The following is a 20,772-nucleotide window of genomic DNA, read 5'->3' as shown; positions in this document are numbered from 1 at the left end:
ACTACCGGCCTTACCAACGGGTACGCTCAACGCGATATGAGCACCGAGAACCTCCCCCAAAGCCCCGAGCAGCCGCCTCGCAAGCCGCGTGTGGCCGTCGTGTTCGGCGGTCGCAGCTCCGAACACGGGATCTCCGTGGTCACCGCCGGCGCCGTCCTCCAGGCCATCGACCGGGCGAAGTACGACGTCCTGCCGATCGGCATCACCCAGGACGGGCGTTGGGCGCTCACGGCGGACGAACCGGAGCGGATGGCGATCGTCGACCGGCGTCCGCCGAGCGTCGACCTGCTCGCCGAGTCCGCCGAGGGCGCGGTGATCCTCCCGGTCGACCCCGCCAGCCGCGAAGTCGTCTACAGCGAGCCGGGTTCGGTCCCCAAGGCGCTCGGCGAGGTCGACGTGGTCTTCCCGGTGCTGCACGGCCCGTACGGCGAGGACGGCACGCTCCAGGGCCTCCTGGAGCTCTCCGGCGTCCCGTACGTGGGTTCGGGTGTGCTCGCCTCGGCCGTGGGCCAGGACAAGGAGTACATGAAGCGGGTGTTCACCTCGTTCGGGCTGAAGGTGGGCCCGTACGTGGTGGTGCGCCCGCGCGAGTGGGAGCAGAACCAGGCGGCCGCCCGCAAGAAGATCGTCGACTTCGCCGGCGAGCACGGCTGGCCGCTGTTCGTGAAGCCCTCGCGGGCCGGTTCGTCGATCGGCATCACCAAGGTCGAGGACCTCTCCGGCCTCGACGAGGCCATCGCCGAGGCCCAGCGGCACGACCCCAAGGTCCTCGTGGAGGCCGCGCTGCGCGGCCGTGAGATCGAGTGCGGCGTCCTGGAGTTCGAGGACGGCCCCCGGGCCTCCCTGCCCGCGGAGATCCCCCCGCCCGAGACGCAGGCGTACTACGACTTCGAGGCCAAGTACATCGACTCCACCCCGGGTCTCGTCCCGGCGCCCCTCACCCCGGAGGAGACGGCCGAGGTCCAGCGCCTGGCGGTCGACGCCTTCGAGGCGGCGTCCTGCGAGGGCCTGGTCCGCGCGGACTTCTTCCTCACCGAGGACGGCGAGTTCGTGATCAACGAGATCAACACGATGCCCGGCTTCACGCCCATCTCGATGTATCCGCAGATGTGGCAGGCCAGCGGGGTGAGCTACCCGGAGCTGATCGACCGGCTGGTGCAGGCGGCACTGCGCCGCTCCACGGGCCTGCGCTGAATCAACCCCCAAGGCGCGCGGGGAACAGCGCGATCAGCCACGAACGGCCCGCGGACTCAGGACAGGAGCACCGGCGCGGCGCTCAGGAGGCGATCCCCTCGGGGATCGCCTTCTTCACGGCGGCGGCCAGATCGATCAGCACACTCGAGCTGTCCACGCCCTCCGGCGCCCGGACCTCGACGTAGGCCTCACGGTTGGCGGTGGTGAACCGGTGCCCGTCGTCACCCTGCTTCTCCATCAGCCAGTCCACGCCGTTCACACCCCCGGCGACGGCATCCGGATCATGTCCGTCCGCCACCTTCGGGTCGACCATCTTCGGCGGCTGCGGCACACCGCAGCGAAGTATGATCGCCGGGCTGCCCCAGCCCGCCGTCAGCGCCGACGCGGGCTCGGGATCCTCGCGGCGCTCACCGTCCACCTTCGCGGGCAGTACCTTGTCCAGGTTCCGGCACAGTTCCGCGACCTTCGCGTCCGGACTGGGAACCGCCGCCGATGCGCTGTCGTCTGCTGATGAGCAGCCCGCGACACTGATCAACAGCGCGACAGCGGGCAGCCGGAACACGCGGAAGACACAACGGTGCCGGTGACGGAAAGAGTTCACCGGCACAGGGTAGACGGGGGCTACAGATGGACGACCGGGCAGGTCAGGGTGCGGGTGATGCCGTCCACCTGCTGGACCTTGGCGACCACCATGCGGCCGAGGTCGTCGACGGTGTCGGCCTGGGCCCGCACGATGACGTCGTATGGTCCCGTCACGTCCTCGGCCTGGATGACCCCAGGGATCTTGCTGATCGTCTCGGCGACGACCGAGGCCTTCCCGACCTCGGTCTGGATCAGGATGTACGCCTGTACCACGGAACCTCCAGGGCGGCCACGAGGATCATGTGGGGAAAAGGAACGCCACGGTATCGCGTCGCCGCTCGCCGCGGGGAGACCTGCGGGGACCGGGTCTTGCGCGCCGGGGTGCAGGTCCGGCAGAACTTGACGGTCACTTCGACCGTAGCGAGGACTGAGATGCCTCGCGACCGGGCACGGACAGGGACAGAAGGGGCGAAAGGGCAATGAAGGGCACTGTTGGTGAGCTCGGTGAGTTCGGGCTCATCAGGGAGCTCACCTCCCGTCTGACCACCACCCCGGCGGTCCGGGTCGGCCCCGGCGACGACGCCGCCGTGGTGGCCGCGCCCGACCGCAGGGTCGTGGCGAGCACGGACATCCTGGTGGAGGGCCGGCACTTCCGCCGCGACTGGTCGACGGCCTACGACGTGGGCCGCAAGGCGGCCGCGCAGAACCTCGCCGACATCGCCGCCATGGGCGCCGTGCCGACCGCGCTGCTGCTCGGCCTGGTCGTCCCGGCCGAACTTCCGGTGACCTGGCCGAGCGAGCTGATGGACGGTCTGCGCGACGAATGCCAGGTGGCGGGCGCCGCCGTGGTCGGCGGTGACGTCGTACGCGGCGACTCGATCATGGTGTCGATCACCGCGCTCGGCGATCTGCGCAACCAGGAGCCGGTGACGCGGGCGGGTGCCCAGCCCGGCGACCTCGTCGCGGTGACCGGCTGGCTGGGCTGGTCGGCGGCCGGGTACGCGGTGCTGTCCCGGGGGTTCCGCTCGCCGCGGGCGTTCGTGGAGGCGCACCGGCGGCCCGAACCGCCGTACCACGCGGGCCCCGCCGCCGCCGGGCTCGGGGCGACCGCGATGTGCGACGTGAGCGACGGGCTGATCGCCGACCTCGGGCACATCGCCGAGGCGAGCAAGGTGCGGATCGACATCCGCTCCGGGGCGATCGACATCCCGTCCCAGATGAACGACATCGGGCAGGCCGTCGGAGTCGACCCCATGCAGTGGGTGCTGACCGGGGGAGAGGACCACGCGATCGTGGCGACCTTCCCGCCGGACGTGAAGCTGCCCGCCCGCTGGAAGGTCATCGGCGAGGTCCTCAACCCCTCGGCGCTGCCCCAGGTGACGGTCGACGGGGCGCCGTGGACCAGCAAGGGCGGCTGGGACCACTTCGGCGGGGACATAGAGTCATGATCCCCAACGTCCTGACGGTGGCGGGCTCGGACTCCGGCGGCGGCGCGGGCATCCAGGCCGACCTCAAGACCATGCTCGCGCTCGGCGTGCACGGCATGAGCGTCGTGACGGCGGTGACCGCGCAGAACTCCCTCGGCGTGCAGGGGGCTTGGGAACTGCCGGTGGAGGCCGTGCGGGCCCAGTACCGCAGCGTCGTCGACGACATCGGGGTCCAGGCGGTCAAGACCGGGATGCTGGCCTCCGCGGAACTCGTGGAGGCGGTCGCCGAGTTGATCGGGGGGACGGCCGCCCCGGCGGTCGTCGACCCGGTGGGCGTCTCCAAGCACGGCGACGCCCTGCTCGCCGCCTCCGCACTGGACTCCGTTCGTACGAAGCTGCTTCCGGTGGCGACGGTCGCCACACCGAACCTCGACGAGGTGGCCCAGATCACGGGCGTACGGGTCGCGTCGGAGGGGGAGATGCGGGGTGCCGCGGCGGCTGTCCTCGAGTACGGGCCGCACTGGGTGCTGATCAAGGGTGGACACCTGCCCGGGGACGCCGTCGATCTGCTCACCGACGGCTCCGAGGAGTACTGGCTTCGCGCGCCGCGGCACGACAACCGCCACACCCACGGCACCGGCTGCACCCTCGCCTCCGCGATCGCCTCCCAGCTGGCCAAGGGGCAGTCCGTGCCGGAGGCGGTGGCGGCTGCCAAGGAGTACGTCACGGGGGCCGTCGCGGCCGGGTTCGCGCTCGGCGGGGGGATCGGGCCGGTGGATCATGGCTGGCGCTTCCGCCGAGACGGCGGCACGGCACACCGCGAAAGCCGGTAGGGCACGGCAAAGAGCCGGTCCACCAGAGGTGGACCGGCTCTGCAGCGAACCAGCAGTGGCCGCGCGCTAGCTGAGCGTCAGCGCGAGACCTTGCCGGCCTTGATGCACGAGGTGCAAGCGTTCACGCGCTTCGGCGTCCCGCCCACCACGGTACGCACACGCTGGATGTTCGGGTTCCAGCGGCGGGACGTACGGCGGTGCGAGTGCGAGATGTTGTTGCCGAAGCCCGGCCCCTTGCCGCAGACGTCGCAGTTGGCAGCCACGGGTCACTCCAAAGACTTCAGATGCACTTACGGTTGATCCCGGCAGGCCGGGATCAAGATTCTCGGGCTGTGAGCAGCCGGTCGAAATCTGAGTGGCGTTGCCAGGGGGAAGGCCCGATCAGATCGGGCAACCGGAGCAGCATACAACGGCTGCACCCGTAGAACGAAACTACCATGGCAGCTCAGGGGCCCGGTCCCCTCCCTCTTCCGGTGAACACCGTCCCGGGGTCTACGCTGCGTGCCACGTCCAGCAGCTCAGGGAGGCGTAGTGGCGCAGCTGCCGCAGACATTCTTCGATGCTCTCGCGGTGCGCACCTGGTGCGGTCTCGCGCTCGAGACACTGGGGCGGGCGCGTGAGGAGATCGACGCGATCAACGTCTATCCCGTGGCGGACGGCGACACCGGCACCAACCTGTATCTGACCGTGGAGTCGGCGGTCGCCGCGGTCGAGGCGGTGTTCGCGGGGCACGCGGCGGGGTCCGAAGCCGTGGTGGGCCCCGGCGCCGCGAGCTCCGGGGAGCCGACGCTCGCCGACGCCGCCCGGGCGATGGCGCACGGGGCGCTCATCGGTGCCCGCGGGAACTCCGGGACGATCCTCGCCCAGCTCCTGCGCGGCATGGCCCAGGTGCTGGCCGCCGACGACACCGCCCGCGCCGACGGCCAGGGCCTGCGGCTCGCTCTGCGGCATGCGGCCGACTCCGCCCGCAGGGCCGTCGCCCACCCCGTCGAGGGCACCGTCCTCACGGTCGCCTCGGCCGCCGCCGACGCCGCCGACGGTGCGGAGGGCGACTGCGGGACCGTGGCCCGTGCGGCGTACGACGGAGCCCGCACGGCCCTCGCCGCGACCCCCCGCCAGCTGCCCGTTCTGGAACGCGCCGGAGTGGTCGACGCCGGCGGCCGGGGACTGGTCGCGGTGCTCGGGGCGCTGGTGGAGACGTTCACGGGGGAGAGGGAGCGGGGGGTGGCGGGGAGCGCGTGCACCGGCCCCTTCGGGGATCCCCACACGCGTGGGGACGCCGCTGAAGACCCCCAGAAGGCCGGCGAGCTCCTGGGCGAGTGCACCGACGGCGCCGCCGCTCCGCCCGGCCAGGAGGGGCCCGCCTTCGAGGTGATCTACCTCCTGGAGGCCGGGGACGCCGCCGTGGAGCGGCTGCGCGAGCGACTCGACGCCCTCGGGGACTCCCTCGTCGTGGTCGGCGGCGACGGGCTGTGGAACGTCCACGTCCATGTCGACGACGCGGGTGCCGCCGTCGAGGCCGGCATCGAGGCCGGGCGGCCTTACCGGATCCGCATCACACACTTCGGCGCGGGCGACGTGCACACCACCGGCGCCGAGCGGCGCCCCCGGGAGCGCGCCCAGCGGGCCGTCGTGGCCGTCGTGCCCGGCGAGGGCCTGGCCGGGCTGTACACCGAGGCCGGCGCGACGACCGTACTCGCCCGCCCCGGGGAGCCGCCCGCGAGCGGCGAGCTCGTCCAGGCCGTCCGGCGGGCCCATGCGCGCGAGGTCGTGCTGCTGCCCAACGACGCCGACCTGCGCCACACCGCCGCGGCGGCGGCCGAGCAGGTCCGCACGGAGGGCATCCGGGTGGCCCTGATCCCGACCCGCTCGGCGGTCCAGGGCATCGCGGCGCTGGCCGTGCACGAGCCGGACCGCCGCTTCGACGAGGACGTCGTGTCCATGACCTCCGCCGCCGGGGCCACCCGCTACGCCGAGGTCACCGTCGCCGAACGCCAGTCCTGGACGATGGCCGGCATCTGCCAGGCCGGCGACGTCCTGGGCCTGATCGACGGGGACGTGGCCGTGATCGGCTCTGACATCGCGGTGACCGCCGAGACCGTTCTGGACCGCATGCTCTCGGCCGGGGGCGAGATGGTCACCCTGGTCCTCGGCGACGACGTCCCCGACACCGTCGCCGAGCATCTGGAAGGCCGGGTGCGCGAGGGGTACCTCGCCGTCGACACGGTCGTCTACCGGGGCGGACGGCAGGGCTCCCTGCTCCTCATCGGCGTGGAGTAGGGCCGGGCCTCAGGCCCGCCGCTCCGTCAGGAGCCGCAGCAGCTGCTCCGCCTCCGTCCGGCGGACCAGCACCGCCTCGCCCTCACCGTCCCCGTCGCCCGTCTCCGCGCCCCCGAGTCCGTCGTACGCCGCAAGCACCGCACGCGCGCGGGCCATCGCGTCGGCGGGGCGGTCCAGGTCGGCCTCCAGCCGGCCCGCTGCGAGTTCCGCGCCGGTGCGGCTGTGCAGGGCCCCGTCCCCGAGGGAGGCGAACAGGTCGGCCGACCGCACCACGTGGACCAGTGCCTCCTCCAACACCTCGCGGGCCGTCGCACCTTCGGCGTCCGCCGATACGGAGCGGGCCAGCAGATCGCCGAACTGCCGGTGGGTGTGGCCGAGTTCGGTGACCAGCTGCTGCCGGGCCTCCTCGTCGGGCGCCGCTTCCCGCGCCGCCTCGCACTCCCGGACCGCGTCCGCCATCAGGCCGCGTGCCTCCGCCAGCCCGTCCCCGGCGCTGAGCGCCAGCCAGGCGCGGGCGCGCAGGGAGCGGATCAGACCGTGGGGGTTGCCGAGTCCGCGCCACAGGTCGCCCGCGCGGGCGTAGGCGCGGTCCGCCTCGGCGGGCAGTCCGGCCTGTCCGAGGGACTCCCCGGCCAGGTGGGCGAGGGTGGCGTGGTCGTGCTGCTCGGGCCAGTGCCGGGCGATCTCGGCGGCCTGCAGTCGCCGTTCGGCGGCGGCGCGGTGCTCGCCGAGCTCGCTCAGACAGTCGCCGAGCCACCACTGCGTCTGCACGACCGCCCCGTCGCCGTGCGTCTCGACGGTCAGGTCGGGCAGCGCCGACTCCAGTACCTCAGCGGCCTCGGCCCACCGACCCTGCCGCAGCAGGAGCCCGCCGAGCTGCTGTCGCGCCCAGGCACCCAGCGTCGCCGACTCGCCCGCCGCGTCGGCCCAGTGGGCGGCCTCCAGGGCGTGCCGGGCGGCCTCCGCGGCCTCCCCCCGGCCGCCGATGACCTCGGCCAGCTGGAGGTGCAGCTGGGCCCGTCCGGGCGCCTCCAGATGCGATCCGCCGTGCTCCAGGGCCGCCTGCAGTGCCCGTTCCGCCTCCGCCATGTGGCCGAGGTGGTGGGCGAGGGAGGCCAGCCGGGCCTCGTACTCCACCGCGAACCACGGCAGCCCCGCCGCGACGAACGCCGCCGCGCCCCGTGCGAACAGCTCCGCGGCCGTCTCCAGGTCCCCGGCCAGCCCCGCCAGCTCCCCGAGCATCGCCTGTGCCTCGGCGACCCGCGCGGCCAGCCGCACGTCCTCCCCGGTCCGGCCGTCGACGAGCGCGAGGACCTCCCGTACGGCGGCCTCGGCCTCGGCGAGAGCCGCCCCGTCTCCCTCGGCCTCATGGGCCCGGCGCGTCAGGATCCGCGCCCGGCTCATCACGACGGACACCGTCTGCCGTGTCCCCGTGCCGTCGGCGGCGTACAGCGCGAGAACCTCGTCGTACGGACCGGTCACCGCCGCGACGGCGCCGTCCACGTCACCCCCGAGCGCGCGGACGTACGCCCCACGCGCGCGTGCGGCCAGGGCCTCGCCCGGATCGCCCGCCTCCGTGTAGAGGCTCGCGGCCCGTTCGAAGAGCTCGGTGCCCTCCGGGCCGAGGGACATGGCCTCGTGGTCGGCCATCTCGGCACGGTCGCGCGGGTCCAGCTCGACGCCCTCCGCGGCCTCGGCGGCCGCCGCCCACGCCTCCACGGCGTTCGGCCGCAGGGTGTCCGACAGCCGCCGTGCCTCGGCCAGCAGCGCGGGCAGGTCCGCCCGCCCGGTACCGGAGGCCCGCGGGGGCACGGCCACCTGGGGAGCGGGTGGCGGGACCGGCCGTACCGACCGCACTCCGAGCGGCAGCCGCTCCGCGAGCGGTCGCCGCGCCATACGCGCGCGTGCCCGCTCGCTGACGTGCGCCGTGCCGTTGCGTGCGTCGAAGCGTGCCGCCAGGGCGAGGGCCTCCCCACGCGCGCGCGTGGCGAGTTCGCGGGCGGTCCACTCCCGGTCCGCCGGGCCCGGGACCTGCCGGTCGCCCAGCCCGAGCCCGGTCAGGCGGTCCATGAGCAGGGCCACCACACTCATGAAGTCCAGCTTGCTCTGCGGCTGCCCGTCGTCCGTGAAGTACGCCGGCCGCTCCGCGAGCAGCTCCAGCCCCCGCGCCTCGTTGCCGGTCAGCGCGCAGAACTCCACGTGCTCGGCGTAGGCGCCCCGCATGCTCTCCATCGCCCGGACGAGCCGGAAGCCCCGCAGATGGTGGGCCCGGGCCTCGTCCGGGCGCCCCAGCCGCAACAGCGGCAGAAGGGAGGACGCGAGGGCCGAGTGCGGCTCGTGGGCGCAGGCGTACTCGCCCTCCAGCACCGGCCGCCACAGCTCCAGCGCCTCCGCGTCCCGCCCCTGCTCCGCCAGCCACCAGCCCTGCCCGTGCAACTCGCAGGCGTGGCAGTCGGCCATGCTGTCCCGGTCGGCGGCCAGCCACGCGGCGTACGCCCGCTCGGCCCTCTCCACGTCCCCGACCTGCGCGGCCACACTGTGCTCGGCGCTGCGCACGGCCCGCTCGGAATGCCCGGCGAGCCGGTAGCGGTGCTCCATCTCGCCGAGCCACTTCTCGATCGACGCGAGCGGGATGTGCGGCTGGTCGAGCATGCCGGCCGAGACCCACTTGAAGACCCAGTGCAGCGAGTGGGTCTCGTACGCGTCGAAGTCCTCGGGCCGTTCGTCCCACAGGCGCAGCAGACGCGCGAAGGGAACGAACATCTTCCCCTTCTCGGAGCTGTAGTTGTAGACCTTCAGCTGGTGGCCGAGCGCCTCGATCACGGCGAGCGGGGTGTTCAGCTTCTCGGCCGCCGTCAGCAGCTCCTCCGCGCGCGCGTTGCGGGCCGGACCCTCCGGCTGCCCGGAGTTCTCCGCCATCGCCTCGCGCAGGGTGTCGAAGTCCGTGATCTCCGTCATGCCTGGCCGTCCTCGCTGTGCGTGGCCCACTCCAGGAGGCCGATGAACGCGCGGTTGAGCAGCGCCGAGTCGGCCGGCCTGAGCGGCCGCTGCGCCATCAGCAGCGCCTGCCCGTACAGCGACTCCGTGGCGGTGCCGATCAGCTCCGGGTCGGGCAGCGCGCTGATCCGCCGCACGAGCGGGTTGAGATGGTTGAGCACCAGACGCGCGCGGGGCGCACTGCCGCGCAGGGAGCCGAGGATGCCCGCCCACAGGTCGTCGGCCTGCGCCTCGGCGTCCGCCCGGGCCTGCTCGTGCCGGACGTCCCGGTCGTCGAGGTGGAGCGCGGGCACGGAGAGCGGGTGGAAGGCCCGCAGGACGACGTCACAGCCGAGCGGGTCGAGCCGGGCCCGGGCCGCCGCCAGGAAGCCGGACAGGGCCAGCTCCTCGGCCGGGTCGACCGCGTCCAGATGCGCGGTCACGGTCTCCGCGTCCAGCTCGGCGACCACCGCCCCCGGCCGCACCGACGGCAGCGCCTCCACCAGCTCGCTGTCGTACGTGTAGCCGCCGTTGATCACGCCGATGCCCTGCGCGGACGCGATCGGCGCGACCTGCCGGTACTCCTCGACGGTCCGCGTGAAGTGCACTACCGGGTGCCGCTGTGCGAACTCCTCCAGCGACAGCCGCCCGTCGGTCGTCTCGAACGGCAGCCACGGCAGCATCGTGCGCAGCATCTCCCGGTCGTGCCGGGCCAGGGACTTCACGCCCAGGTGGTGCACCGACAGGAACGCGGCCAGCCGCTCCGGGTCACCGGCCGCCAGCCCCGTCAGCCAGGCCCGGATCCGCTCGCCCAGCGCCTCCCGTACGGCCGCCAGCGTCTCGTCCTCGTACAGCGCCTCGCGTGACGCCGTGGGCCGCAGGCTGTCGGTGTCGAGCACACAGCGCACGAAGAACGCCCAGTCGGGCAGCAGCTGTTCGGCCCGCTCGGTCAGCAGCATGCCCTTCAGGTGCACGCGGTGCCCCGCCCGCTGGGCCGGGCTGACCGCCGACGGCAGCACGTACGCCACCCCGCGGACACCGGCCAGCGGCACGGACAGGTCGATCGTGTCCAGCGGGGTGAAGCCGAACACGTCGTGGCAGTGCCGGGCGAGGGCGACACGGCGGGCGGCCGGGCCCGGATACGGACGGTCCCAGGGCGCCGGGAGATCGGTGACGGTCTCCTCGCCGACCCGGACGTCGTACGGCAGCAGCGACCCGAACTCCCGGGCGAGCGCCTCGACCCGCTCGGGTGTGAGCCACTGCGCGGCACCCGCCCGGGCCACCAGATGCACGGTCGTGCCCGGTTCGGGCCGCTCGGCGTCCGGCAGCGTCCGCACGGTGTACGAACCGTCGTCGGACGCCGTCCACTCCACCGGCGGTGCCCCGGGCGTACGGGCACTGCGGCTGACCACCCGGATCCGCTCGGCGACGACGAAGCAGGCCAGCAACCCGATGCCGAACTGCCCGAGGAAGCCGGACCGGGCCTCCTCGAGCCCCTCGGCGCGCTTGGAGCTGCGCCCGATGGTGGCCAGCAGACTGTGCAGATCCGCCTCGGTGAGCCCGACGCCCGTGTCCTCGACCCGCAGGGCGCCGCCCTCAGCGTGCAGCAGGACCCGGGCGGGGGCACCGGGCTCGTCCGCGCGTCTGGCCGTGATGGCGTCCACGGCGTTCTGCAGCAGCTCGCGCAGATACACCCTGGGACTGGAGTAGAGGTGGTGGGAGAGCAGGTCCACCAGACCACGCAGGTCGACCTGGAACGTATGAGGTGACTGGGGCGAAGGGGAGGGCTGGGATGCCGGTGAGGTCTGGGAGTCCATCTTCACGGCGCCGGTGGGGGACTCGCGACGGCGCGGGGTCGGGCGGTCCCGTGGGGCGGTGACCGCGAATGAGGGCCGGGAGCGCGTCATCCTAAGGCCCGAACCAGCCGCCTGACCAGGGGTTTCCGGGATCTTTACGGCGATCCGGCCGCGGCCTGGAAGCCATTGTCAGTGGCGTGGTGTGCAATGGATCTCGTGCCCGCACTGGAAGAACCCCTGCGACAACCGCTGAAGTCGGTGCTCGGCCCCGCCACCGCGAAGGTGATGGCCGAGCACCTCGGCCTGCTCACCGTCGGCGACCTCCTCCACCACTACCCGCGCAGATACGAGGAGCGCGGCCAGCTCACCCACCTCGCCGACCTCCCCATGGACGAGCACGTGACGGTGGTCGCGCAGGTCGCCGACGCCCGTCTGCACACCTTCGCCTCCGCCAAGGCCCCGCGCGGCAAGGGCCAGCGCCTGGAGGTCACGATCACGGACGGCAGCGGCCGGCTCCAACTGGTCTTCTTCGGCGCAGGCGTCCACAAGCCCCACAAGGAACTCCTGCCGGGCACGCGCGCGATGTTCGCGGGCAAGGTCTCCGTCTTCAACCGCCGCCTCCAACTCGCGCATCCAGCCTACGAGTTGCTGCGCGGCGACCCAGAGGAGTCGGTGGAGACCTGGGCGGGCGCCCTCATCCCGATCTACCCCGCCACCGCCAAGCTGGAGTCCTGGAAGATCGGCAAGGCGATCCAGACGGTCCTGCCCACCGCCCAGGAGGCGGTCGACCCGCTCCCGGACAGCCTGCGCCAGGGCCGCGGCCTGGTCCCGCTCCCCGAAGCCCTCCTCAAGATCCACCGCCCGCACACCAAGGCGGACATCGAGGACGCCCGCTCCCGCCTCAAGTGGGACGAGGCCTTCGTCCTCCAGATCGCCCTGGCCCGCCGCCGCCACGCGGACGCCCAACTCCCCGCCGTCCCCCGCAAACCCGCCCCCGACGGCCTCCTCACCGCCTTCGACGCCCGTCTCCCCTTCACTCTCACCGACGGCCAGCAGCGCGTCTCCCGGGAGATCTTCGACGACCTGGCCACCGACCATCCGATGCACCGGCTGCTGCAGGGGGAGGTGGGATCGGGCAAGGCCCAGCCCCTCGACTCGCTGGTACTCACTCCCACGGGTTTCCGCCGCATGGGCGACCTGCGAGTCGGGGACGAAGTGGTGGTGCCGGACGGGGAGATCGCGCTGATCGACGGCGTCTTCCCTCAGGGAGAACGCGACGTGTGGCGCATCGTTCTGTCCGACGGGAGTTCCGTCGAGTGCGATGACGAACACCTTTGGATCGTCGGCACCAGTTGCGGATGGCATCGCGGTCAGGCACCCAAGGTCATGGCGACTCGGGAGATCCGTCTCGACACGTTCCAGGCCGACGGTTCATCGAAGTGGTACATCCCCGTGGCCAAGCCGGTCGACCTGGGTGGCGACGCGGGTCTGCCCCTCGACCCGTACCTGCTCGGTGTACTGCTCGGAGACGGTTCGTTCCGGCGCAATCTCCGGCTCTCCACCGTCGACGCGGAGATTCATGACGCGGTGGCCGCTGCTGTAGCGCCTGCATGTCGGACGGTACCGGTGAGGGGAGCCCCCTGCGGCTTCACGATTCAGCTCATGGAGCGGGCCGGGGGCATGCGGAACCCCGTGATCCAGGCCCTGCGTGAATTGGACCTGTGGGGAGTGACGTCCCACGGCAAGTTCGTCCCGGACGATTTCAAGAACGCGTCGATCAAGGACCGTCTCGCACTGTTGCAAGGGCTCATGGATGCGGACGGCACCGTCGACGCCGACGGCACGAGCATCTCCCTCTGCTCCGCTTCACGCCGGCTCGCGGAGGACGTCGCCTGGCTCGTCCGCTCTCTCGGCGGCCGGGCACGGGTGCTCCCGAAGAAGTCCGCCTACAACGTGTCGGTCGCCCTGCCCGACGAGTACGCCCCGTTCCGGCTTGCGCGCAAGGCCGGTCGCGTGCGTCCGATGCCGAAGTGCAACACGTTCCGGCGCGGCATCCGGGCGGTCGAGTACGTGGGGCGGAAGCCCGTCCAGTGCATCAGCGTCGCCCACCCCGGCCATGCCTACGTCACCGACAACTTCACCGTCACCCACAACACCATGGTGGCGCTCCGCGCCATGCTCGCCGTGGTCGACGCGGGCGGGCAGGCCGCCATGCTCGCGCCCACCGAAGTGCTCGCGCAGCAGCACCACCGGTCCATCGTCGAGATGATGGGCGAGCTGGCCGAGGGCGGCATGCTGGGCGGTGCCGAGCGGGCCACCAAGGTCGTGCTGCTCACCGGTTCCATGGGAGCGGCCGCCCGGCGGCACGCCCTGCTCGACCTCACCACCGGCGAAGCCGGCATCGTCATCGGCACGCACGCGCTGATCGAGGACAAGGTGCAGTTCCACGACCTGGGCCTGGTCGTGGTCGACGAACAGCACCGCTTCGGCGTCGAGCAGCGCGACGCCCTGCGCGGCAAGGGCGCACAGCCCCCGCACCTGCTGGTCATGACCGCCACACCCATCCCGCGCACGGTCGCCATGACCGTCTTCGGTGACCTGGAGACCTCCGTCCTCGACCAGCTCCCGGCCGGCCGGTCGCCGATCGCCAGCCATGTGGTCCCGGCCGCCGACAAGCCCCACTTCCTGTCCCGCGCGTGGGAAAGGGTCCGCGAGGAGGCGGAGAACGGTCACCAGGCGTACGTGGTCTGCCCCCGCATCGGCGACGAGGAGGACGACCCCAGGAAGTCCGCCAGGAAGAAGTCCCCGGAGGACGAGGCGGAGAAGCGTCCGCCCCTCGCCGTCCTCGACGTGGCCGACCAGCTGGCCAAGGGCCCCCTCCAGGGCCTCCGGGTCGAGGTGCTGCACGGCAGGATGCACCCGGACGACAAGGACGCCGTCATGCGCCGCTTCGCCGCCGGCGAGACCCATGTCCTGGTCGCCACGACGGTCATCGAGGTCGGCGTCAACGTCCCCAACGCCACCGCCATGGTGATCATGGACGCCGACCGGTTCGGTGTCTCCCAACTCCACCAGCTGCGCGGCCGCGTGGGCCGTGGCTCGGCTCCCGGCCTCTGCCTCTTGGTCACCGAGATGCCCGAGGCGAGCCCGGCCCGCCAGCGCCTCGGCGCGGTCGCCTCCACCCTCGACGGCTTCGAACTCTCCCGCATCGACCTCGAACAACGCCGTGAGGGCGACGTCCTCGGCCAGGCCCAGTCGGGCGCCCGCACCAGCCTCAGGATGCTCGCGGTCATCGAGGACGAGGAGATCATCGCGGAGGCGAGGCAGGAGGCGGCAGCCGTCGTGGCGGCCGACCCGGAGCTGACCGGCCTTCCCGGCTTGCGCACGGCTCTGGATGCCCTTCTGGACGAGGAGAGAGAGCAGTACCTGGACAAGGGGTGAGGGTGACGGGCCCCCAAGGGGCGCGGGGAACCGCGCGACCAGCCACACTGATACCTGAAGCCGCCCACGACCAAGGACCACAGATGACCCGCGTGATCGCCGGCACAGCCGGCGGACGTCGCCTGGCAGTACCCCCGGGCACCGGCACCCGCCCCACCTCCGACCGCGCACGCGAGGGTCTCTTCTCCACCTGGCAGTCCCTCCTCGGCGGCCCCCTGGAAGGCGAGCGGGTCCTCGACCTCTACGCCGGCTCAGGAGCCGTGGGCCTGGAGGCCCTCTCCCGGGGCGCCGGCCACACCCTCCTCGTCGAAGCCGACGCCAAGGCCGTCAGGACGGTCCGCGACAACGTGAAGAGCCTCGGACTCCCCGGCGCCGAGGTCAGATCGGGCAAAGCGGAACAGATCATCCGCACGCCGGCCCCCGGCGACCCGTACGACCTCGTCTTCCTCGACCCCCCGTACGCCGTCACGGACGACGATCTTCGGGAGATCCTCCTCACACTCCGCTCAGAGGGCTGGCTCGCCGATGAAGCCCTCGTCACCGTGGAGCGCAGCACCAGAGGCGGTGAATTCCGGTGGCCCGAGGGTTTCGAACCCCTCCGGGCCCGTCGCTACGGCGAGGGAACGTTTTGGTACGGTCGCGCCGCCTCTACGTGCGAAGACGCACGATGACCGGACCGGAGAGCGAGGGATCACAAGTGCGCCGCGCCGTCTGTCCCGGGTCGTTCGACCCGATCACCAACGGACACCTCGACATCATCTCCCGCGCCTCCAGGCTGTACGACGAGGTCTACGTCGCGGTGATGATCAACCAGGCCAAGAAGGGCCTGTTCGAGATCGAGGAGCGGATCGACCTGATCCGCCGGGTCACCGCCGAGTACGGCAACGTCCGCGTGGAGGCCTTCCACGGCCTGCTCGTCGACTTCTGCAAGCAGCGCGACATCCCCGCCATCGTCAAGGGCCTGCGCGCGGTCAGCGACTTCGACTACGAGCTGCAGATGGCCCAGATGAACAACGGCCTCTCGGGTGTCGAGACCCTGTTCATCCCCACCAACCCCACGTACAGCTTCCTGTCGTCCTCCCTGGTCAAGGAGGTCGCGACCTGGGGCGGCGACGTCTCCCACCTGGTCCCGGCGGAGGTCCTCCAGGAGCTCACCCAGCGCCTGAGGAAGGACTGAACCCGCCCCGGGCGTCCCGCCGGGGCCTGACTGCCCGTCACCCGGTGTTCCGCGGCGACCCCGTGGCCGTACAGTCGTCCCGTCCGTCTCCAACGCATCTGTAGAGAGTGGCGAGCACACGGTGGACGTGCAGAAGAAGCTCGACGAGATCGTCACCGCGGTCTCCGGCGCCCGGTCCATGCCCATGTCGGCCTCGTGCGTGGTCAACCGCGCGGACCTGCTCGCGATGCTGGAAGAGGTGCGCGCGGCGCTGCCCGACTCCCTCGCCCAGGCCCAGGAGCTGATCGGTGGCCGCGAGCAGATGGTCGAGCAGGCCCGCCAGGAGGCCCAGCGGATCATCGAGAGCGCGCACGCCGAGCGCGGTTCGCTGATCTCCGGCACCGAGATCGCCCGCCGCTCCCAGGCCGAGGCCGACCGGATCCTGGCCGAGGCCCGGCAGGAGGCCGAGGAGATCCGCGCCGAGGCCGACGAGTACGTCGACTCCAAGCTCGCCAACTTCGAGGTCGTCCTCACCAAGACCCTGGGCTCCGTCGGCCGGGGCAGAGAGAAGCTCCTGGGCACCGGCCCCGGCACCGACGAACAGGGCTACGAGGACGAGGACGCCCCCGAGCGCAGCCACGACCCGGAGACCCAGCGCCGCAGCGCCGACGAGTACGTCGACGTCAAACTGGGCGCCTTCGAGGCGGTCCTCGCCAAGACCCTGGAGGCCGTCGGGCGCGGCCGGCAGAAGCTGCACGGCCGGATCGCCACCGACGACCTCGGCGCCCTCGCCGACGACGCGAGCACCGTCCAGCACTCCAGCGACGCCGACTACCTCGCCGACCTGGCCGCCCTCTCCGAGCAGAAGCCCGCTGCCGAGCAGCCCGCCCGGCAGCAGGATTACGCCCAGCCGCAACCGGAGCCGGCGTACGGCTATCAGCAGCAGCCCGATCCCTACGGCGGCTACCCGCAGCAGGCCTACGCCGCCCAGCAGGACCCCTACGGCTACCAGCAGGCCGATCCGTACGCCTACCAGGGCTACGACCCCCAGCAGGCCGCCTACGACCCGAACCAGGCCCCGCACCAGGCACAACAGGACCACCAGGCCCAGCAGGGGTACGCCCTCGACGAGACCAGCCTCTTCGACACCGGCATGATCAGCGCCGAACAGCTGCGGGCCTACGAGCAGGGCCGCGGCCAGGGCTGAGCACCGGATTGGGCCGACAGCGAAAGGTCCAGTATCCTGGCTCTTCGGTCGCGCGTACGTCCGTGATCAACGCTGCCCGGGAACACCGAAGGGCGGCGTCCCCCCCCCGAGTTCATCAGACCGAAAGCAGGAATGGCCCTGAACGCCCGCCTCGACCACCGCAACCCCCTCGTGTTCGACACACACGAGCTGGGCCGGCGGCCTGGTGCGCTGCAGCGCCTGACCCGCACGGTCGACGCTCCCCAGGACCTCGGTCTCAAGGGAGTCATCGGAGTGCCGGAAGGTGCCCCGGTGGAGCTCGAACTCCGTCTGGAGTCGGTCATGGAAGGGGTGCTCGTCACAGGCACCGCCCGTGCCGCGGCCGAGGGGGAGTGCGTAAGGTGTCTGGAGCCGCTCGAGCAGGAGCTCGAAGCGGAGTTCCAGGAGATGTTCTCGTACCCTGACGCCGACGACCGGGGCCGTGTGATCGCGGAACCGGGCGACGACGCCGAGGACGACGAGGACAGGCTCTTCCTCGAGGACGGCTTGTTCGACCTCGAGCCCGTGCTGCGTGATGCGGTGGTGCTCGCACTGCCGATGCAGCCGGTGTGCCGGGAAGACTGCCCCGGTCTGTGTGCCGAGTGCGGCGCGCGGCTGGCGGACGACCCGGACCACCACCACGACGCCGTCGACATCCGTTGGGCGGCATTGCAGGGACTCGCCGGCACCATGAAGGACGGCGAGAAGGACGAGATGAGCGGCGGCGCGCCTCAGTCAGCACGCGCCGACGAGAAGCAGGAGAAGTAGCCGTGGCTGTTCCGAAGCGGAAGATGTCGCGCAGCAACACGCGCCACCGCCGGTCGCAGTGGAAGGCTGCGGTCCCCACCCTGGTTGCGTGCGAGCGCTGCCACGAGCCCAAGCAGCAGCACATCGCGTGCCCGTCGTGCGGCACCTACAACAAGCGCCAGGTCCTCGAGGTCTGAGCGGCTGGTGAGAGGCACTGTGTCCACGCCTAAGAACAAGTCTTCCCGTGTGAGCGGGAGTGCTCCGGCGGACAACAACCAGGCCTCGTCCCACACGCTTCTGGAAGGGCGGCTCGGCTACAAGCTCGAGTCCGCCCTTCTGGTGCGCGCACTGACCCACCGGTCGTACGCATACGAGAACGGCGGTCTGCCGACCAACGAGCGCCTGGAGTTCCTCGGGGACTCCGTCCTCGGCCTCGTGGTCACGGACACGCTGTACCGCACCCACCCCGACCTGCCGGAAGGCCAGCTGGCCAAGCTGCGGGCAGCGGTGGTGAACTCGCGTGCGCTCGCCGAGGTGGGCCGCGGGCTCGACCTGGGCTCCTTCATCCGGCTCGGCCGCGGTGAAGAGGGCACGGGCGGCCGGGACAAGGCATCCATCCTTGCCGACACCCTCGAAGCGGTGATCGGCGCGGTCTATCTCGACCAGGGACTGGACTCGGCGGCGGAGCTGGTGCACCGCCTGTTCGACCCTCTGATCGAGAAGTCCTCGAACCTCGGAGCCGGCCTGGACTGGAAGACCAGTCTCCAGGAGCTCACCGCGACCGAGGGGCTCGGCGTGCCCGAGTACCTGGTCACGGAGACCGGCCCCGACCACGAGAAGACCTTCACTGCTGCCGCCCGCGTCGGAGGCGTCTCGTACGGCACCGGCACCGGCCGCAGCAAGAAGGAGGCGGAGCAGCAGGCCGCCGAGTCCGCATGGCGGTCCATCCGGGCCGCGGCGGACGAGCGCGCCAAGGCGGCCAAGGCCGCCGAGGCGACGCAGACGGCGGCGGCTCAAGCCGCCCACACGGCCGTCGACGGCAGCGTCGACGGCTGACAGCCGCCCCGCCCTCACCCGGCGGCCGGCACAGCGCACCCGAGCGCCCGCCCCTGCCCGGGGCGGGCGCTCAGGTCATCCGCAGGTTTGTGACGGGGGATCCCCATGCCCGAGTTGCCCGAGGTCGAGGTCGTGCGGCGCGGTCTCGAGCGGTGGGTCGCCCACCGGACCGTCGCCGAGACCGAGGTGCTGCACCCGCGTGCCGTGCGGCGTCACCTCGCGGGCGCCGACGACTTCGCACACCGCCTGAAGGGCCACCGCATCGGTGTCCCCAGCCGCCGCGGCAAGTACCTGTGGCTGCCCCTGGAGGACACGGACCAGTCGATCCTGGCCCACCTCGGCATGAGCGGCCAGCTGCTGGTCCAGCCGCACACGGCCCCGGACGAGAAGCACCTGCGCGTCCGCGTCCGCTTCACGGACGCCCTGGACACCGAACTCCGCTTCGTCGACCAGCGCACCTTCGGCGGTCTCTCGCTGCACGAGAACACCCCCGACGGCCTGCCCGACGTCATCGCACACATCGCCCGGGACCCGCTGGACCCGCTCTTCGGCGACGAGGCCTTCCACCAGGCGCTGCGCCGCAAGCGGTCCACGATCAAGCGGGCCCTGCTCGACCAGTCGCTGATCAGCGGCGTCGGCAACATCTACGCGGACGAGGCTCTGTGGCGCGCCCGCATCCACTACGAGCGCCCGACCGCGGGCTTCACCCGCCCGCACACCCTGATGCTCCTGGGTCATGTGCGGGACGTGATGAACGCGGCCCTTGCGGTGGGCGGTACCAGCTTCGACAGCCTGTACGTCAACGTCAACGGCGAGTCAGGCTACTTCGACCGCTCGCTCGACGCGTACGGCCGCGAGGGACTGCCCTGCCGGCGCTGTGGTACGCCCATGCGGCGCCGGCCCTGGATGAACCGGTCGAGCTACTACTGCCCGAAGTGCCAGCGGCCGCCGCGGATCACGCCCTAGCGGAGTCGTACCGCTCGCGTGCGGCCAGGACCTCGTCCATCCTGCCCTCCACGCAGTGGATCAGGGCGAGCAGCCGCTCGGCCACGTCACGCCCCAGCGGCGTCAGTTCGTAGTCCACCCGGGGCGGGTTGGTCGGCTGGGCCTCGCGGTGGACCAGTCCGTCCCGCTCCAGGGCGTGCAGCGTCTGGGACAGCATCTTCTCGCTCACCCCGTCGACGCGGCGGCGCAACTCGTTGAAGCGCAGCGAGCCCTCGTACAGGGCGCCGAGCGTGAGTGCGCCCCAGCGGCCCGTGACGTGCTCCAGCGTGCCGCGTGAGGGACAGGCCTTGGCGAACACGTTGTACGGGAGGTCGTCGAGGCCTTCCGTGAGCTCCTGGGTGGTGGTCATAGACCCAGCCTACGCCAGCGCAGCGCTAACCAATAGGTTGCACTAACTAGGAGTTAGTGCTTTCCTTTGGGTGCTGTCATTGACCTGCCTATTTCAGGAGCGCCCACGTGATCACCCCTGTCGTCTCCCTCGCCTACCACTCCGGCTACGGCCACACCGCCGTCATCGCCGAGGCCGTCCGCGCCGGTGCCCTCGAGGCCGGTGCCGAGGTGCATCTGATCAAGGTCGACGAGATCACCGAGGAGCAGTGGGCGATCCTCGACGGCTCGGACGCCATCGTGTTCGGCTCGCCGACCTACATGGGCACCGCGTCCGGCGCCTTCCACGTCTTCGCGGAGGCCACCTCGCAGCGCTGGGCGACCCAGGCGTGGAAGGACAAGCTGGCCGCCGGCTTCACCAACTCCGCGTCCAAGAGCGGCGACAAGCTGCACACCCTGCAGTACTTCCAGATCCTCGCCGCGCAGCTCGGCATGCACTGGGTCAGCCTCGGTCTGCTCCCGGGCTGGAACAGCAGCACCGGCTCCGAGCACGACCTGAACCGCCTCGGCTTCTTCCTGGGCGCGGCCGCCCAGACCAACGCCGACGAGGGCCCGGAGGCCGTCCACAAGGCCGACATCGCCACGGCCGAGCAGCTGGGCCGTCGCGTGACGGAGACGGCCAGGGTCTTTCTCCAGGGCCTCGCCGCGGCCTGAGCGTCGTCAGCGG

At 71.8% G+C, this 20,772-nt stretch carries 19 protein-coding genes; 13 read left to right on the top strand and 6 right to left on the bottom strand.

All coding sequences use genetic code 11. The features are described from left to right. Positions 1-36 precede the first annotated feature (36 nt). Complete coding sequence (locus ACFU3E_RS21845; protein WP_384160589.1) at positions 37-1,194, top strand: D-alanine--D-alanine ligase family protein; 1,158 nt, start codon at positions 37-39, stop codon at positions 1,192-1,194. An 82-nt stretch (positions 1,195-1,276) separates the two neighbouring features. On the opposite strand, the gene ACFU3E_RS21840 is transcribed toward ACFU3E_RS21845, so the two are convergent. Together ACFU3E_RS21840 and ACFU3E_RS21835 are read right to left on the bottom strand one after the other, a co-directional pair. Next, positions 1,277-1,795 (bottom strand): DUF3515 domain-containing protein, encoded by a 519-nt coding sequence (locus tag ACFU3E_RS21840; protein ID WP_384160586.1) that lies wholly within the window; start codon positions 1,793-1,795, stop codon positions 1,277-1,279. Positions 1,796-1,815: 20 nt separating this feature from the next. Further along, positions 1,816-2,049 carry an Lrp/AsnC family transcriptional regulator gene (locus tag ACFU3E_RS21835; protein WP_030851968.1) on the bottom strand — a complete coding sequence of 78 codons (234 nt, stop codon included), beginning with the start codon at positions 2,047-2,049 and terminating at the stop codon, positions 1,816-1,818. Between the two features lie 206 nt (positions 2,050-2,255). Between ACFU3E_RS21835 and ACFU3E_RS21830 the strand changes: the two genes are divergently transcribed. Beyond that, entirely contained in the window at positions 2,256-3,224 is a 969-nt protein-coding gene (locus tag ACFU3E_RS21830; RefSeq protein ID WP_384160582.1) for a thiamine-phosphate kinase, read from the top strand. Then, positions 3,221-4,036: a bifunctional hydroxymethylpyrimidine kinase/phosphomethylpyrimidine kinase gene (gene thiD / locus ACFU3E_RS21825; RefSeq protein ID WP_384160578.1), complete on the top strand. Its 816-nt coding sequence runs from the start codon at positions 3,221-3,223 to the stop codon at positions 4,034-4,036. The genes ACFU3E_RS21830 and thiD overlap by 4 nt, the downstream gene beginning before the upstream one ends. 77 nt (positions 4,037-4,113) lie before the next feature. Here the strand turns inward: thiD and rpmB are convergent, their stop codons facing one another. Beyond that, a complete protein-coding gene (gene rpmB / locus ACFU3E_RS21820) occupies positions 4,114-4,299 on the bottom strand; it encodes a 50S ribosomal protein L28 (RefSeq protein WP_003993230.1) in 186 nt (61 codons plus the stop codon). A 268-nt stretch (positions 4,300-4,567) separates the two neighbouring features. On the opposite strand from rpmB, the gene ACFU3E_RS21815 reads away from it, so the two are divergent. Next, the gene (locus ACFU3E_RS21815) at positions 4,568-6,316 is read left to right on the top strand and encodes a DAK2 domain-containing protein (protein ID WP_384160575.1); all 1,749 of its coding nucleotides are present in this window, start codon (positions 4,568-4,570) and stop codon (positions 6,314-6,316) included. Between the two features lie 9 nt (positions 6,317-6,325). On the opposite strand, the gene ACFU3E_RS21810 is transcribed toward ACFU3E_RS21815, so the two are convergent. Then, entirely contained in the window at positions 6,326-9,274 is a 2,949-nt protein-coding gene (locus tag ACFU3E_RS21810; RefSeq protein WP_384160572.1) for a tetratricopeptide repeat protein, read from the bottom strand. Further along, positions 9,271-11,109, bottom strand: coding sequence for an HSP90 family protein (locus ACFU3E_RS21805; RefSeq protein WP_384160569.1), 1,839 nt, complete (start codon positions 11,107-11,109; stop codon positions 9,271-9,273). Before ACFU3E_RS21805 ends, ACFU3E_RS21810 begins: the two co-directional genes overlap by 4 nt. Before the next feature lie 186 nt (positions 11,110-11,295). On the opposite strand from ACFU3E_RS21805, the gene ACFU3E_RS21800 reads away from it, so the two are divergent. The 8 genes from ACFU3E_RS21800 to mutM all read left to right on the top strand — a co-directional run bounded on the left by ACFU3E_RS21800 (position 11,296) and on the right by mutM (position 19,679). Next, positions 11,296-14,529, top strand: a complete 3,234-nt coding sequence (locus tag ACFU3E_RS21800; RefSeq protein ID WP_384160566.1) for a helicase-related protein — start codon at positions 11,296-11,298, stop codon at positions 14,527-14,529. 83 nt (positions 14,530-14,612) lie between these two features. Beyond that, positions 14,613-15,200, top strand: coding sequence for a 16S rRNA (guanine(966)-N(2))-methyltransferase RsmD (gene rsmD / locus ACFU3E_RS21795; RefSeq protein ID WP_384160563.1), 588 nt, complete (start codon positions 14,613-14,615; stop codon positions 15,198-15,200). Between the two features lie 26 nt (positions 15,201-15,226). Beyond that, on the top strand, positions 15,227-15,706 hold the full coding sequence (gene coaD / locus ACFU3E_RS21790) for a pantetheine-phosphate adenylyltransferase (RefSeq protein ID WP_384160687.1): 480 nt from the start codon (positions 15,227-15,229) through the stop codon (positions 15,704-15,706). A 121-nt stretch (positions 15,707-15,827) separates the two neighbouring features. Then, positions 15,828-16,892 (top strand): cell division initiation protein, encoded by a 1,065-nt coding sequence (locus ACFU3E_RS21785; RefSeq protein ID WP_384160560.1) that lies wholly within the window; start codon positions 15,828-15,830, stop codon positions 16,890-16,892. Positions 16,893-17,024: 132 nt separating this feature from the next. Further along, entirely contained in the window at positions 17,025-17,678 is a 654-nt protein-coding gene (locus ACFU3E_RS21780) for a YceD family protein (RefSeq protein WP_384160557.1), read from the top strand. 2 nt (positions 17,679-17,680) lie between these two features. Next, on the top strand, positions 17,681-17,854 hold the full coding sequence (gene rpmF, locus ACFU3E_RS21775; RefSeq protein WP_003951102.1) for a 50S ribosomal protein L32: 174 nt from the start codon (positions 17,681-17,683) through the stop codon (positions 17,852-17,854). Between the two features lie 7 nt (positions 17,855-17,861). Beyond that, the gene (gene rnc / locus ACFU3E_RS21770) at positions 17,862-18,713 is read left to right on the top strand and encodes a ribonuclease III (protein WP_384160554.1); all 852 of its coding nucleotides are present in this window, start codon (positions 17,862-17,864) and stop codon (positions 18,711-18,713) included. Positions 18,714-18,818: 105 nt separating this feature from the next. Beyond that, entirely contained in the window at positions 18,819-19,679 is an 861-nt protein-coding gene (gene mutM, locus ACFU3E_RS21765) for a bifunctional DNA-formamidopyrimidine glycosylase/DNA-(apurinic or apyrimidinic site) lyase (RefSeq protein ID WP_384160551.1), read from the top strand. Here mutM and ACFU3E_RS21760 read toward each other — a convergent pair. Beyond that, complete coding sequence (locus ACFU3E_RS21760) at positions 19,669-20,067, bottom strand: winged helix-turn-helix transcriptional regulator (protein ID WP_384160548.1); 399 nt, start codon at positions 20,065-20,067, stop codon at positions 19,669-19,671. The genes mutM and ACFU3E_RS21760 overlap by 11 nt on opposite strands. Positions 20,068-20,174: 107 nt before the next feature. On the opposite strand from ACFU3E_RS21760, the gene ACFU3E_RS21755 reads away from it, so the two are divergent. Continuing rightward, entirely contained in the window at positions 20,175-20,759 is a 585-nt protein-coding gene (locus ACFU3E_RS21755; protein ID WP_384160545.1) for a flavodoxin family protein, read from the top strand. The last annotated feature ends 13 nt before the right edge of the window (positions 20,760-20,772 follow it).

This window comes from Streptomyces sp. NPDC057424 (genome assembly GCF_042803315.1).
Classification (GTDB): Bacteria; Actinomycetota; Actinomycetes; order Streptomycetales; family Streptomycetaceae; genus Streptomyces.
This window is presented reverse-complemented; position numbering and strand designations above follow the sequence as displayed.